Raw genomic sequence first — 13,325 nt, 5'->3', positions numbered from 1 at the left:
GCGGGCTACTCGGCCATGCTGGTGGCGCCGCCATGGGCCTTGGACCAGGAATGGGGATCGTTGAGGAAGGCTTCGATCTCGTCGAGCTGCTTCGCCGGGAAGCGATCCATGGTCTTGGCGGCGGCGAGGATGTCCCACCAGGTGCACAGTCGATGCAGGGTGAGGCCGGCATCCCTAAAGATCCCGGGCGCCTCCGAGAAGATGTCGTAATAGAAGAAGACGAAGCAGTGGCTGCATTCCGCTCCGGCATCGCGTAGCGCCTGGACGAAATTGACCTTGCTGCGCCCGTCGGTGGTGAGATCCTCCACCAGCAGCACCTTGGTGCCAGGCTCCAGGTGCCCCTCGATCTGGGCGTTGCGGCCGAAACCCTTGGGCTTCTTGCGGATATACTGCATGGGCAGCATGGTCCGGTCGGCGATCCAGGCGGCAAAGGGGATGCCCGCCGTCTCGCCGCCCGCCACCGTGTCGAACGCCTCGAAGCCAATCTCGCGATAGATGGTGGAGACGCCGAAATCCACCAGCGTCTGGCGCACGCGGGGAAACGAGATGAGGCGCCGGCAGTCGATATAGACCGGGCTCGCCCAGCCGGACGTGAAGATGAAGGGGTCGCCGTCGGAGAAGCGCACCGCCTCCACTTCCAGGAACATGCGGGCGCTCAATTCGGCGATGGTGGCCTTATCCGGAAAAGCAGTGATGTTGGACATGAGCGCTCCACCCCGTTCGAGTATGCGTCCGCGCATATATCAGAGCTGTCGCGCGGGGACACGGGAGATTGGCGCGCCAAAACGTGTCTCTCACAGTTCTTAAGGTGTTCCGGTGCAGGATGCGCCGGAATCGGGCCGGCCCTCGGGGGAATGCGTGTCGGGCGAAGTGTGGCAACTGGTGGATTCCGGCGGCGTCGGCGGCATCGAGACCCATGTGCGCGTGCTGGCGAAGGCGCTGGCCGAGGCGGGCTGGCCATGCCGCGTGCTACTCCTGGCCGACCATGGCGCCAATCCCTGGCTCGGCCAGCTCAAGGCGGCAGGCGTGCCGTTCGAGGTGCTGGACGGTCGCTTTTCAACAGTGCTCGCCCGCCTGAAGCGCGACCGGCCGGCCTTGCTGCACACCCACGGCTACAAGGCCGGCATCCTCGGGCGCCTCGCCGCCCGGCTCGCGGGCATACCCAGCGTCTCCACTTTCCACGCCGGCGAGCGCGGCCCGTTCCCGGTCTCGCTCTACCAGCGGCTCGACGAGGCGACCTCCCGGCTCGGCGCGCGGATCGCGGTCAGCACGCCCATCGCAAAGGCGCTGCCGGCGCCGGTCTCGGTGATCGGCAATTTCGTGCCGGTTCCCGACACGCCGCCGACGGCTCCCGCCTCTGATGTGGTGGGCTTTGTCGGCCGGTTCAGCCTGGAGAAGGGACCGGACCTGTTCTGCATCCTCGCCGAGCGGTTCGCCGGGAAGATCCCGTTCGAGATGTTCGGCGACGGCCCCATGCGGGCCGGACTGGAGGCCGAGCATGGCAAGCGGGTGCGGTTCCACGGCCTTGTGACGGACCCCGGCACCATCTGGCCGCGCATCGGCCTCCTCCTGATGCCCTCGCGGGCGGAAGGTCTGCCCATGGCCGCCATCGAGGCCATGGCCGCGGGCGTGCCGGTGGCGGCGAGCGCGGTGGGCGCGCTGCCCGATCTCATCCGCACCGGCGAGAATGGCTGGCTGTTCCCGCCCCTCGACCTCGATGCGGCCACGCAGGCGGTGGCGGCCTGGCAGGCCGGCGGCGCGGCGCAGCGCGCCGGCTGGTCGCAGGCGGCCTGGCGGACGGCGCGCGAGGGCTTCGGGACGCAGGCCCGCCTGCCTCAGATCATCGGCGTCTATGAGCAGGCCCTCGGGGGCAGGCATGGATGAAGTCGGGCATAGCGCGCGCCCGCGCATGATAAGATATAGTGCGTCTCACACCCTCCCGTCCGAGGCATCCCCTTGACCGAAACCAGCGGCGTCCAGCGGCCGCCGTCCGAGGAACCCCGCGAGAGCCACTGGCGCGACATCATCATCGCGCTCGTGGCGGTGGGCCTGATGTTCTATGCCTGGATCAGCGTGCCGGGCATCGAGGTGCCGCTGATGCTCGGCACCGGGGCCATCCTGGTGGTGGTGGCCTTCAAGCGTCCCGCCATCCCGTGCATGCTGTTCGTGATCTTCTCGTTCCTGCGGGTTCACGAGGCGTTCCCTTTCCTGGTGCCCTACCGCATCCCGCAGCTTCTCGCCCAGCTCTCCATCATCGTGATGTTCTGGCACCTCATCCTGGCGCGGAGCATCCAGCCGTTCTGGAACCGCGAACTGACCCTGTTCGCGGTCTTTTTCGGCTTGGTCACGGCGGGCATCGTCACATCGACCAGTTGGGCGCAGTCCTATGCCCAATGGTCGGACAGCTTCGTGAAGATCGGCATCATCGTGCTGATGCTCACATGGTCCACCCGCAGCGCCGCCGATTTCCAGCTCATCGCCCGCCTGCTCACGGTGGCGGGGTCCGCAGTGGCGGCGGTCGCCATCTACAACAAGCTGAACGGCATCGGCCTCGTGGAGGGCACCCGCGTCACCATCGGCCGCGCCGAAGGCTCGGTGCTGGGCGATCCCAACGATCTGTCCCTCGTGCTGCTGTTCCCCATGGGCTTCGCCGCCGCCTTGATGATGGGCCGGGTGAACTTCTTCGATCGCATGCTCGGTCTGTTGGGCTTCGCCACCATCTTTGCGGGCATCATGTGCACCCAGAGCCGCGGCGGGCTTCTGGGGGTTGCGGCGGTGTGCGCGGTTTTCGCCAGCCGCTTCATCAAGAGCAAGACGGTGCTGATCGGGGTCGGCGTCGCGGCGGCCTTCGCGCTGTTCGTGTTCGCCGGCATCTCGGCCCGCTCCTCCGGCGGCGCGGGCCAGGGCATCGACGAATCGTCCGAAGGCCGCCTCATTGCGTGGCAGACGGCCACCAACATGGCCCTGCGCCGTCCACTCACGGGCGTCGGCCTCAGCAATTTCGTGGACAATTACTGGGAGTACACGCCGGAATGGGACGGCCGCGCCCATGCGGTCCATTCAACCTGGTTCAACGTGCTGGCCGAAACCGGCTTTCCCGGCGTCGGGGTGTTCATCGCCCTGGTGGTGGCAACCGGCCTCACCAGCTGGCGCTGCCTGAAGCTGGTTGCACATCCGGAGATCGACCCGAGGCTCCACACGGCGGCCATCGCGCTGGCCGCGGGGCTCGCCGGCTTCTGCGTCTCCGGCACCTTCCTGACCCAGGGCTTCACCTGGCCCTTCTACATCATCTTCGCCCTGACCATGGCGCTCTCGCGGGTGCTGACCGAGCAGCAGGAACGCGAAGCCTTCTCACCCCAGGGCCTCGCGCCGCTGCCCCGCCGGGCGTTCCCGGCCGGCGGTCCCTGACGGAGCGGTCGTGGCGGATCTGGTCGTCTTCGGCGAGGATTGGGGCGGCCACCCCTCCTCCACCCAGCACCTTGCGGGGCATCTTCTCGCGCATCACCGGGTGGTGTGGGTGAACTCCATCGGCCTGCGCCGGCCGCGCCTCAGCGCCCATGACCTTGCCCGCGCGGCGCGCAAGCTGAAGGCGGCCTTCGCCCCGCCCGCCCCGAAGCGCGCAGCGCCCCTGCCGGACGGCCTCACACTCGTCTCGCCCATGGCCATCCCGTGGCCCGGAAATCCGCTCGCGGAGCGCCTCAATAGCCTTCTCCTGGGGCGCCGGCTGCGGGCCGTTATCGACGAGAAGGGCATCTCCCGGCCCATCCTCTGGGCATCGCTCCCGAGCGCGCTCTCAGCGGTGGGCACCTTGAACGAGCGGGCGGTGGTCTATTATTGCGGCGACGATTTCGGCGCCCTCAGCGGCGTCGATCATGCCCCCGTGCTGGACATGGAGCGGCGCCTCGTCAAGCGGGCGGACCTCGTGATCGCCGCGAGCGCGGAGCTGGCGCGGCGGTTTCCGGCGGAGAAGACCCACCTTGTTCCCCATGGCGTGGACGTGGACCTGTTCTCCCATCCGGCCCCGCGCGCCGGCGATCTGCCGGAGGGAAAGGTTGCGGGTTTCTACGGCAGCATTTCCGACTGGCTCGATCTGCCCATGATCGCCAATGCCGCCATTGCCCTGCCGGACTGGACCTTCGTCTTCGTCGGCCCGGTGCGCACGGACGTTTCGGGGCTCGCGGCCTTGCCCAATGTCCGGTTTCTGGGCGCGCGCCCGCACGCCGCCCTGCCATCCTACGTGCAGCACTGGACGGTCTCGCTGATCCCGTTCCGCGACACGCCGCAGATCCGCGCCTGCAATCCCTTGAAGCTGCGCGAATATCTGGCGAGCGGGACGCCGGTGGCGGCAACCCGCTTTCCCGCCCTCGTGCCCTATGAGCCGCTGGTGTCCGCCATCGATCCCGGCGGCGCGCTCGCGCCCGCGATTCTCGCGGCGCACGCGATGCCCGACGGCACCGCGCGCCGGGCATCCGTGGCGCAGGAGGGGTGGGACCGCCGCGCCGAAGCCGTCGAGGCGCTGCTGGCGAAGCTCTGAGGCCTACTGCCCCCGCCCATGGACCATGGTGGAGAAGGTGCGCAGGATGATCCAGAGGTCGGTCTTGATCCAGTCCACCGGGTCCAGCAGCCGCATGGCATAGGCGTGGTCGTAGGAGACCTTGGAGCGCACGTCCTCGATGGAGGCGTCATAGCCCTGGTTCACCTGGGCGAGCCCGGTGATGCCCGGCTTCAGGCCGAAGGTGCGCTCCACATAGAAGGGGATCTCTGTCTCCAGCTTCTGGAAGAAGACCGGCCGCTCCGGCCGGGGACCGACGATGGACATCTCGCCCTTCAGCACGTTGATGGCCTGGGGCAGCTCGTCGATGCGGGTCTTGCGCATGAAGCGGCCGACGGCGGTCACGCGCGGGTCGTTGGCGCTGGCCCATACCGCGCCGCGCTTCTCCGCATCGATATACATGGAGCGGAATTTGTAGAGGTAGAACAGGCGGGTGCAGGTGGGGTCCGCCTCGCCCACGCGCAATTGGCGGTAGAGGACCGGGCCGCGCGAAGTGAGCTTGATGGCGAGCGCCACGGGGATGAACATCACTCCCAGCACCAGGAGGGCGCCGGCGCCCAACACGATGTCGAAGGCGCGCTTGCCGGTTCGCACCAGAGGATGGATGAAGTCGTCTTCCGCGCGCGTGCTCACCTTGGTCTGTCCTGCCCGTCCCCAGCGGCCCTTGTCCTGCCCCGACAGCTGCCGCACCCCGCCGATCAGGCCGGCGGCGTGGCCTTCGACGAAATAGGCGGCGAAGCGGGCCACGCGCGGCATGCCCGCCGGCTGTAGCATGGTGATGACAGCCAGCGCATAGAAACCGGCCTGGCCAGCCAGCAGAAACTGGTAAAAACTCGCGCCGGATGCCGCGAGGGCCAGGTTGGACACAAAGGCCAGCACCATCAGGAACGGCACGAAGGCGCGCAGCGCCTTGCCCGACAGGAAGATGAAGGCGAGGCCCGGCCGGTGGCGCGAGGCCAAGGGCCACAGCCGCAGCACCTGCTGCACATTGCCCGATGAGATGCGGATGCGGCGCCGGAACTCCTGCGCGCGCACCGTGCGCTCCTCCTCGGTCGCCACCATTTCGACGTCGTAGACCGCCCGCGCCCCGGCGCCGATGATGCGGGTAGGCAGGATCACGTCGTCATTGATGGTGTCCGCTTCCAGGGGCGTCCACAAATCGCGCCGGAACAGGTAGAAGGCGCCGTGCGCGCCGATGGGACCGCCGAGGGCCGTCTCGTCGGCCTTGATGCCGGTCTGGTAGCGCCAATAGCCGGCCTCGCCCGTGCTGCCAGCGCTCCGCAGCGCATAGGTGGCGGCCACCACCCCCACGGCGGGGTCCGAGAAATGCGCCGCCGCGCGCATGAGGCTATCAGGCGAGAGGCTGGCGGAGACGTCGGACAGCCCGACAATGCCCGGCCCGAGCCCGCCAATCAGCTCGTTGAGCACCGCGACCTTCCCGCGATTGACGGGGAAGGCGCGGATTTCCGCATCGAGCCCGGCGCAATCCGGCAGCGCCAAAGCGGCGCGCGCGGCCTCCTCCGTGCCGTCGGTGCAGCCATCGCAGGCGACGATGACCTTCAGGCAGTCCGCGGGATAGGCGAGGCGCGCGCAGTCCAGGAGCTTCGCGCCGATGAAGGCCGCCTCCTGGTACGCCGGGATGATCAGCGTGACGGGCGGCAAATCGGCGGGAACGGGCGGCATGGCCGGCGCGCGGCGGCCCCGCGCCAGACGGCGCAGAAGCGGCGGGTACAAAGCGTGATGATAGATGATGGCGGCGACGCTCGCCCAGAACAGGAGGACGAGGAGGAGCATCATTTGCCGGCCGGCCCCAGGAGGTTCTCATAGGCGGCGAGCATGCCCGCCCAGGAGAAGTGCTGGAGCACGAACGCGCGGGTGTCCGCCGTGCGGGGCGCCGCCAGCATGTCTCGGATGGCCGCTGCCAGCGCCTGCGGGTCCTCGGGCGGCACCAGAGCGCCGCTGCCGGGGCAGATGCCCGTGCGCACCGAGCCGACATCGCTCGCCACCACCGGGATGCCGCACGCCTGCGCCTCCAGCACCGACAAAGGCAGGCCCTCATTGCGCGAGGGGAGGCAGGCAATGTCGAAGGCGGGATAGACTTGCGGCATGTCGCTCCGGCTGCCGAGGAAGCGCACCCGCCCGGCGACCCCGAGCGCCTCGGCCTGCGCCTTGAAGGTGTCCGCCGCGCTGCCGTCGCCCGCCAGGACCAGGAGCGCGTCCGGCAGCTCCACCATGGCGGCGATCAGCACGTCCTGCCCCTTCACATGTTCGAGCCGCCCGGCGGAGCCGATGATTCGCGCATCGAGGGGCAGATCGAGCCGGCGCCTGGCCTCCGCGGCGTCCCGGGGGACGAAGCTGTCCGTATCCACGGCATTGGGAATGACGCTGATTTCACACGACGGCATGATGCCGCGCACCGCTCGCGCCACGTTCTGCGAGACCGCGACCACGTGCGGGCGCACCAGGATGGAGGCGAGGTTGGCGAGCCGCCGATGGTTGGCGGCCTCATAGTGCCAGACGTCGTGCTCCACATAGACGAAGCGGGGCACCCCGGCGAGGCGGGCGGCAAAGCCCGCATAGAGCAGCGGGCCGATATGGTGCGCCATCACAGCGCGCGGACGCAGCGCCTTGAAGCGCCGGGCGAGGGAGAACACGAAAGAGGGGCGCAGGCCGGGCGGCTTTTCCAGGCCGTCGAACGGGCAGGGCGGGTTCGCCATGGCGGGCCAGTTGGCGATGATCTGGGCGTTCGACCATTCCAGGCTCAGGACGCAATTCTCGCCTGACAGGCGGGCCGACAGGTTGAGCGCCAGGGTCTCGATGCCGCCCGGAATGATGCGCTGGACGACCTGCACGACACCGCCTGCCACTCCGGTCCCCCCGCCTTGCGCCTCCTGTCGGAAGCCCCCCATTTACTGCCTATTAAGGTAAATCGTCTGTTGTTGCGAGGGGCGCGAGGCGGGGTGATCCGCCGACTCGCGGGGGGCTTGTGGGATGCGGCGGGCGTCCTTGGCCCGTCCGGCGCGGCGAGGACATGATGGCGAGGCTGGTTCAGATCACCGACGACATGGACGCCGCAGCCATGACGCGCCTGAAGCCCGTCTTCGAGGAGCTGGCGGCCGGCACCGAGGACGTGACCCTCGACCTCACGGACGTGGAGTTCGTGGATTCCTCGGGCATCGGCGGCCTCGTCTTCCTCTACAAGCGCCTGCGCGTGTCCGGCCGCAAGCTGCGCCTGCGCGGTGCCGGCGGGCAGCCGCTCCAGCTCATCACCCATCTGCGCCTGGCGGATCTCATCGAGGATGGGCGGAAGGCATGACGCGCGCGCTCCATCTCACCCTCCTTCCCGCCCTGGCACTCCTGCTGTCGGGCTGCGAGAGCAGCAATTTCACCCCTTGGCCGCCCCAGGGCACCGGCGGGCTCGCGGAACGACGGCCCTCCACGGACGCGCGCATCGATGCGCTCCAGCAGCGCCTGTTCCGCCTCGCCGAGCGTAATGCGCGCTATTATGCCGCCGCCGACTTCCAGGACGCCGAAATCACCATGATCCGCGTGCGGCGCCTGTCGGAGGGCGGCTTCCCAGAGGATTGCGAGATCGAGATCGCGCGGCTGAAGGTCCAGATGGACCGCATCGACCGCACCATCGCCATGAAGACCGGCGCACGGGCGGGTGCCTGACATGGCACTCCCGTCCCGCCTGCCGAAACGACCATCGCCTGGAGCGGCGCCGATCCTGGCTGCCCTCTTCGTCTTTCTCGGCATGCTCGCGCTGGCCTGGCCGGCGGCCGCCCAACAGGTGGCGCCGAACGAGGAGGTGCGCCTGCGCATCGGCGATATCCTCAACCTTTCGCTCCCCGGCGAGCCCGCACTCAACGGCGACTTCGCCGTGGACCGGCGCGGCCGCGTCGTGCTGCCGGAAGTGGGGCCGGTGGAGGTGGCGGGGCGCACCCTTGCCGAAGCCAACAACATCGTCCGTAACACCTTGAGCCGCGCCTACCGCAATGTGGGGACCCTGCAGGTCTCCCTGAAGGAGCGCCGTCTGTTCATCACCGTGCTCGGCTATGTGGGCAAGCCCGGCGAGGTGGACCTGCCCGCCGACGCCACCATCCAGGAAGCGATCGGGGCGGCCGGCGGCCTGATCCAGGGCGCCCAGCTCGACAAGCTCCAGATCCGGCGCGGCAACCGGGTCACCGTGTTCGACTATAAGAAATACCTCGATACCGGCGATACCCGCATCCTGCCGACGCTCCAGCCGCTGGACGTGATCTTCGTCCCGTCCTCCCCGGCTACCGGCAACGTCCAGATCAATTTCGACAGCCGCACCCTCGCCGACCAGGGCGACGCCGCCGACGCCTCCTCCGCCGTGAAGGTGTTCGGCGAGGTGAACCGGGCCGGCTCCTTCGGCTACAAGGATGGCCTGACCATCGTCGACATGATCATGCGCGCGGGCGGCGTGACGCGATACGCCTCCATCGACCGCGTGCGCGTCATCGATGGCGGCGAGCCGAAAGTGTTCAACCTGCGTGCCTTCCTCGACACCGGCAACCCCGCGCTCATGCCGCCGCTCAAGCCGGGCGCGACCATATTCGTGCCGAAGGAAGAAGAGGAGATCCGCCGTTCGGTCCGCACGGTCTATGCGATCGGCGAGGTCAATCGCGGCGGCGCCTTCGATGCGGCGCCCGATTCCAGCCTTGTGGAAATCCTCGCCAATGCCGGCGGTCCGACGCGCTATGCTGACACCACCCGCATCCGCATCCTGAAGGCGGACGGTGGCGTGGAGAGCTTCAACCTGGCCGCCTTTACCGAGGGCGGCAAGGGCAAGCTGCCCGAGATCGCACCGGGCGATGCGGTCTATGTGCCGGAAAAGATCGAAGCCGCCGACCGTCCCTCCTGGCTGAAGATCCCGCCCCAGCGCGCAGTGGAAGTGATCGGCGCCGTGACGCGGCCCGCCCGCTACGAATGGTCCGACGAGATGAGCCTGCTCGACCTTCTGGGCGAGGCCGGCGGCCCCACCCAGCGCGGCGATCTCGCCCATCTCCAGATCGTCCGCGCCCGCGGCGACGGCAAGGCCATCACCTTCGATCTCGCCACTTTCCTTGCCGAGGGCGGGCCCATCGGCAAGCTGCCGAAGATCCAGGCGGGCGACGTGATCCGCGTGCCGGAGCTGCCGTCCTCGCCCATCGACAACAAGGGCAACTGGGTGACGCTGCCCAAGGAAGACGTCATCTACATCATGGGGCAGGTGGCCATTCCTGGCCGATACGCCTTCAACAAGAACATGACGTTCCTCGACATTCTCACCGCCGCCAACGGGCCGACCCAGACCGCCGACCTGCGCAATGTGCGCATCTCCCATCGCGGGCTGAAGGGTTCGAAGGTGACGCAGGTGAATCTTGCGCAATATTTCGCCACCGGCGACGAAACCCTGCTGCCGAAGGTGCGCACCGGCGACGTGATCTTCATTCCGGACCGGGCCAACAAGGACTGGTTCGAGGATCCCAAGGAGAACACGATCCGCGTGCTCGGCGCCGTCGCCAAGCCCGGCCGCTACCGCTTCGCCAACGACATGACGCTGCTCGACCTCCTGGCCGAGGCCGGCGGGCCCACTAACGAGGCCTACCAGCAGAAGATCGTGGTGGTGAATCTCGGCTGCTGCCGCGAGCAGGCCCGCGTGTTCAACCTCGTGGAGTTCGCCCGCACCGGCGACATTACCAAGCTCCCAGTGGTGCAATCGGGCGATACGGTCTATGTACCGAACATCAACCAGAGCGACCTGAAGATCTTTACGGACGCAATGCAGAACATCCTGCCGATCATCGCCCTCATCGCCGCCTTCGGCGGCTGACCGCAGCCGCCGGGAGATCGCGCACCATGTGGGGCAGGGGGCTGCGAGAGGTTGAGTCGGTCTATCTCGCCACTTTCGGCCAAGGGGCGCGGGTGGTGGGCATTACCAGCGTGCGGGGCGGCAGCGGCGTGTCGGTGCTTGCGGCGGCCCTCGCAGAGCGGTCCCAGCGCCAGACCCGCACCCTGTTCGTCGGCCTCTCCGATCCCACAGCGGCCGTGCCGGCCCAGGCCACCGCATGGCTGCCCACGGACGAAGATGTGGTGGAATATGCCGTCACGGATTCACGCGGTTTCGACGCGTTGGTGGCGCTTCCCAATCCCGAGCAGAGCTTCGCCTTCCGTAACGCGATCGCCATGCGCGGCATGTTCGACAGGCTGCTGGACACGTATGGCGCCATCGTCGTGGACCTTGCCGCCGTGGAGCCGCGCGAGCGCGTGGCGGTGCCCGTGACGACCATCGCCTCCGCCTGCGAGAGCGTGGTGGTGGTGTGCCTCGCCGGCCGCGATACACGCTCGGCGCTGGGCCGGGCGGCCACCGCCTTGCGTCAGGCCAATGCGCCGCTGCAGGGCGTGGTCATCAATGACCGCTACAACCAGACCATCGCCGACGAGATGATCGACGGCGCCAGCCGGTACCAGAAGTTCGCGCCCGGCCTCGTGGAGCGCCTCATCGCCTTCATCCAGCGCGCCCGGCTGCTGAACACGAAGCTTTAAGGCCACGCAACCTCTGTCCGGACAAGGGCTCCCTACGCCGCCCTTGCCACTGGATCGATGCGCGGAATGCGGGCGATGACCGGCACGCCGAGGACGCGGGCGAAGTCCTGCGGGCGCCGCAGGCGGTTGTCGAGCAGCTCGGCTGCACCCGCCAGCGCGCCGCCCAGCGCGAAGCCTGCCATGATGCCGGCGAGGATGTAGAGGAAATAGCCCGGCGTCACCTTCGTGGCGGGGCTGGCCGGCGGCTCCAGGGTCTTTACGCGCTCAGGCGCCTCGAACTGGCCGAGCGCCCCGGTGACCCGGGCCATCTCGTAGCGCTTGGCGAGGGAATCGTAGTTCTCCCGCGCGTTGGTGACCGCGCGCTCCAGCCGCTGCTGCTGCTGCTCGATGGGGCCGAAGGCGGAGATGTCGCGCTGGAGCATGACGGACGCGGCTTTCAGCTGCTCCACCTCCTTCTCCAGGCCCACGCGCTTGGCCTGCGCCTCCTGCAGTTTCTGCAGCTGGGAGACCAGGAGGGGGGCGGTGCGCGGCTCATTGCTGCCGTCATTGGACTGGGTGACGCCGGCGGCGAGATTCCATAGCCGGTCGAGGTCCACGGATTCGATGTCGCGGGAGGAGGCGAGGAGGTGCTGACGCTCCTGCTCCAGCCGCTCCAGCTTGCGCTCGGCCGCCTGCACCTCGGAATGCTGGTCGGTATAGCGGGCGCGGAGCGAGGCAAGCTCGGAGGACACCTGGACGATGGATTCCTCGATGCGCCCGATCAAAGGGTTGGTTGTGGCAAGGCGCTTCCTGAGGTCCTGGAGCGTGGCATTGGCGGTGCCGAGGTCCATCTCCTTGGTCTCGATCTGCTGCTCGAGCTGGGCAAGGCGCGTAACCGTGGAATTGTAGAGTGCGGGAAGCTTGTCCGCGTTGGCGATCTTGAAGTCGCTGAAGGCCTTCTCGGCAGCATCCAGCGACGCCCGGCGTTCGTTCATCTGGCCTTTGAGGAAGCGCTCGCTGTCCTCCACCGCCGTGCGCTCCGGCGAGACGAGCCGCTCGATGAAGCGCTTGGACAGGGCTTCGAGGATGATGGCGGGAGAGGTGGGGTCGAGCGCCCTGAGGCGCATCTCGATCACGTCGGTGCCCACCAGCTGGATGTTCACGGCCGCCGAGATGCTGCGCACCATATTCTCGCGCTCGCGGGGGTCGGTGGAGGGCCCGATGCGGCCGAGATCCTCCAGCACCCGTCCCAGCACCACCTCGGAATGGGCGAGCGCGATGAGGGCCGACATGCGCTCCTTGATGTTCGGGTTGACCGCGATGTCGTTGAGGATGGGGTTGAGCTTGGCGGGCTCCTGCACCAGCAGCGTCATGCGCGCCTCGTAGCGCTGCGGCGCGAGGGTGGCGGCGATGAAGGCGAGGGGCGGCAGGAGAAGAATCGGGATGAAGGCGAGGAAGCGCCGCCGCCATGCCACCTGCGCGAGATAGGCGAACGTGTCGGATGTGTTCTCGAACATCGCCATCAGCTGCTGGGGCCCACCATGATCCTGACCGTGTCCGGCGGGAAGGTTGGATCATAGATCTGGCTGATCTTCCACCCCTCCGGCAGCAGCGACCTTACATTGCGTGCCCTGCGGTTCGCCAGAAGCGCCTGATCAAATGCCGTTGTGCCGGGGCCGGGACCCGTAAGTATCGTTACCTCGGTCTTAGCGGGCATGCGGGCGGACTTCAGCTTCTTCGCCAGTGCCTCGGCGGCGACCGCTGGCGGCTGGTCCTCGTTGCCGTCGAACGTCACCTCGAAGAATGGCTTGGGCTCGGCCGGCTCCGGCGCCGTCCGGGTTCCGCTCTGCTGAGCGGTCTGCGCCTGTCCGGAGGGTGACGGCTGAGTCGGCTGCGGCGAGGCGGCGGGTGCGCCGGTGGCGGGCTCGGCAGTGGCGGCCTGGGCCTGGCCGGGCGATCCGTCGGCCTTTGCGGCGCGGGCGCGGGCCAGCATGTCGTCCACCGACACGCTGCCGCCCCCGTTCGGATTGCCGAGCAGCCGGTCCTCCGCCATCACGGAGGCCTGAACCTGGGTCGGGATGAGCGAGGAGGGATCGGAGGTGCTGGCGCAGCCGCCCAGCGCGAGGCAGGCGAGCGCCCCCATCACCGATCCGGAAAACCGCGCCTTCGACATGTCGGTCTCCAACCGGCGTGAAGACTGGAGTGCGGAGAATGCGCGAATCACCGGATCAGCTTAGTG

12 protein-coding genes are annotated in these 13,325 nt (G+C 68.3%); 7 read left to right on the top strand and 5 right to left on the bottom strand.

Going from position 1 to position 13,325, the window contains the following annotated elements; translation table 11 throughout:
* Positions 1–5: 5 nt before the first annotated feature.
* Positions 6–704, bottom strand: coding sequence for an orotate phosphoribosyltransferase (locus tag ABLE91_RS09840; protein WP_348930640.1), 699 nt, complete (start codon positions 702–704; stop codon positions 6–8).
* A gap of 154 nt (positions 705–858) precedes the next feature.
* Here ABLE91_RS09840 and ABLE91_RS09835 point away from each other — a divergent pair, with 154 nt between their 5' ends.
* The 3 genes from ABLE91_RS09835 (at position 859) to ABLE91_RS09825 (ending at position 4,534) form a co-directional block, all read left to right on the top strand.
* On the top strand, positions 859–1,884 hold the full coding sequence (locus ABLE91_RS09835; protein WP_348930639.1) for a glycosyltransferase family 4 protein: 1,026 nt from the start codon (positions 859–861) through the stop codon (positions 1,882–1,884).
* Positions 1,885–1,956: 72 nt separating this feature from the next.
* Positions 1,957–3,408, top strand: a complete 1,452-nt coding sequence (locus ABLE91_RS09830) for an O-antigen ligase family protein (protein ID WP_348930638.1) — start codon at positions 1,957–1,959, stop codon at positions 3,406–3,408.
* A 10-nt stretch (positions 3,409–3,418) separates the two neighbouring features.
* Entirely contained in the window at positions 3,419–4,534 is a 1,116-nt protein-coding gene (locus tag ABLE91_RS09825) for a glycosyltransferase (protein WP_348930637.1), read from the top strand.
* 3 nt (positions 4,535–4,537) lie between these two features.
* Here the strand turns inward: ABLE91_RS09825 and ABLE91_RS09820 are convergent, their stop codons facing one another.
* A complete protein-coding gene (locus tag ABLE91_RS09820; RefSeq protein ID WP_348930636.1) occupies positions 4,538–6,346 on the bottom strand; it encodes a sugar transferase in 1,809 nt (602 codons plus the stop codon).
* Complete coding sequence (locus ABLE91_RS09815) at positions 6,346–7,419, bottom strand: glycosyltransferase (protein WP_348930635.1); 1,074 nt, start codon at positions 7,417–7,419, stop codon at positions 6,346–6,348. The genes ABLE91_RS09820 and ABLE91_RS09815 overlap by 1 nt, the downstream gene beginning before the upstream one ends.
* Positions 7,420–7,586: 167 nt before the next feature.
* Here ABLE91_RS09815 and ABLE91_RS09810 point away from each other — a divergent pair, with 167 nt between their 5' ends.
* Genes ABLE91_RS09810 through ABLE91_RS09795 form a run of 4 tightly spaced genes read left to right on the top strand, consistent with a single transcriptional unit; the run spans position 7,587 to position 11,107 of the window.
* Positions 7,587–7,868, top strand: coding sequence for an STAS domain-containing protein (locus ABLE91_RS09810; RefSeq protein WP_348930634.1), 282 nt, complete (start codon positions 7,587–7,589; stop codon positions 7,866–7,868).
* Positions 7,865–8,227, top strand: a complete 363-nt coding sequence (locus ABLE91_RS09805) for a hypothetical protein (protein WP_348930633.1) — start codon at positions 7,865–7,867, stop codon at positions 8,225–8,227. The genes ABLE91_RS09810 and ABLE91_RS09805 overlap by 4 nt, the downstream gene beginning before the upstream one ends.
* Position 8,228: 1 nt before the next feature.
* Positions 8,229–10,394, top strand: coding sequence for an SLBB domain-containing protein (locus ABLE91_RS09800; RefSeq protein ID WP_348930632.1), 2,166 nt, complete (start codon positions 8,229–8,231; stop codon positions 10,392–10,394).
* 26 nt (positions 10,395–10,420) lie between these two features.
* Positions 10,421–11,107, top strand: a complete 687-nt coding sequence (locus ABLE91_RS09795) for a P-loop NTPase family protein (protein ID WP_348930631.1) — start codon at positions 10,421–10,423, stop codon at positions 11,105–11,107.
* A 32-nt stretch (positions 11,108–11,139) separates the two neighbouring features.
* Here ABLE91_RS09795 and ABLE91_RS09790 read toward each other — a convergent pair whose 3' ends face one another.
* On the bottom strand, positions 11,140–12,603 hold the full coding sequence (locus tag ABLE91_RS09790; protein ID WP_348930630.1) for a GumC family protein: 1,464 nt from the start codon (positions 12,601–12,603) through the stop codon (positions 11,140–11,142).
* A 5-nt stretch (positions 12,604–12,608) separates the two neighbouring features.
* A complete protein-coding gene (locus ABLE91_RS09785) occupies positions 12,609–13,259 on the bottom strand; it encodes a hypothetical protein (RefSeq protein ID WP_348930629.1) in 651 nt (216 codons plus the stop codon).
* Positions 13,260–13,325: the final 66 nt, after the last annotated feature.

Origin of the sequence: Aquabacter albus (assembly GCF_040049275.1) — a bacterium.
GTDB lineage: Bacteria > Pseudomonadota > Alphaproteobacteria > Rhizobiales > Xanthobacteraceae > Aquabacter.
This window is presented reverse-complemented; position numbering and strand designations above follow the sequence as displayed.

Bases quoted from the DNA above. Each gene is read 5' to 3' on its own strand.
- ABLE91_RS09840 (WP_348930640.1), bottom strand. From the start codon at position 704: ATGTCCAACATCACTGCTTTTCCGGATAAGGCCACCATCGCCGAATTG.
- ABLE91_RS09820 (WP_348930636.1), bottom strand. From the start codon at position 6,346: ATGCTCCTCCTCGTCCTCCTGTTCTGGGCGAGCGTCGCCGCCATCATC.
- ABLE91_RS09800 (WP_348930632.1), top strand. From the start codon at position 8,229: ATGGCACTCCCGTCCCGCCTGCCGAAACGACCATCGCCTGGAGCGGCG.
- ABLE91_RS09810 (WP_348930634.1), top strand. From the start codon at position 7,587: ATGGCGAGGCTGGTTCAGATCACCGACGACATGGACGCCGCAGCCATG.
- ABLE91_RS09790 (WP_348930630.1), bottom strand. From the start codon at position 12,603: ATGTTCGAGAACACATCCGACACGTTCGCCTATCTCGCGCAGGTGGCA.
- ABLE91_RS09785 (WP_348930629.1), bottom strand. From the start codon at position 13,259: ATGTCGAAGGCGCGGTTTTCCGGATCGGTGATGGGGGCGCTCGCCTGC.
- ABLE91_RS09805 (WP_348930633.1), top strand. From the start codon at position 7,865: ATGACGCGCGCGCTCCATCTCACCCTCCTTCCCGCCCTGGCACTCCTG.
- ABLE91_RS09795 (WP_348930631.1), top strand. From the start codon at position 10,421: ATGTGGGGCAGGGGGCTGCGAGAGGTTGAGTCGGTCTATCTCGCCACT.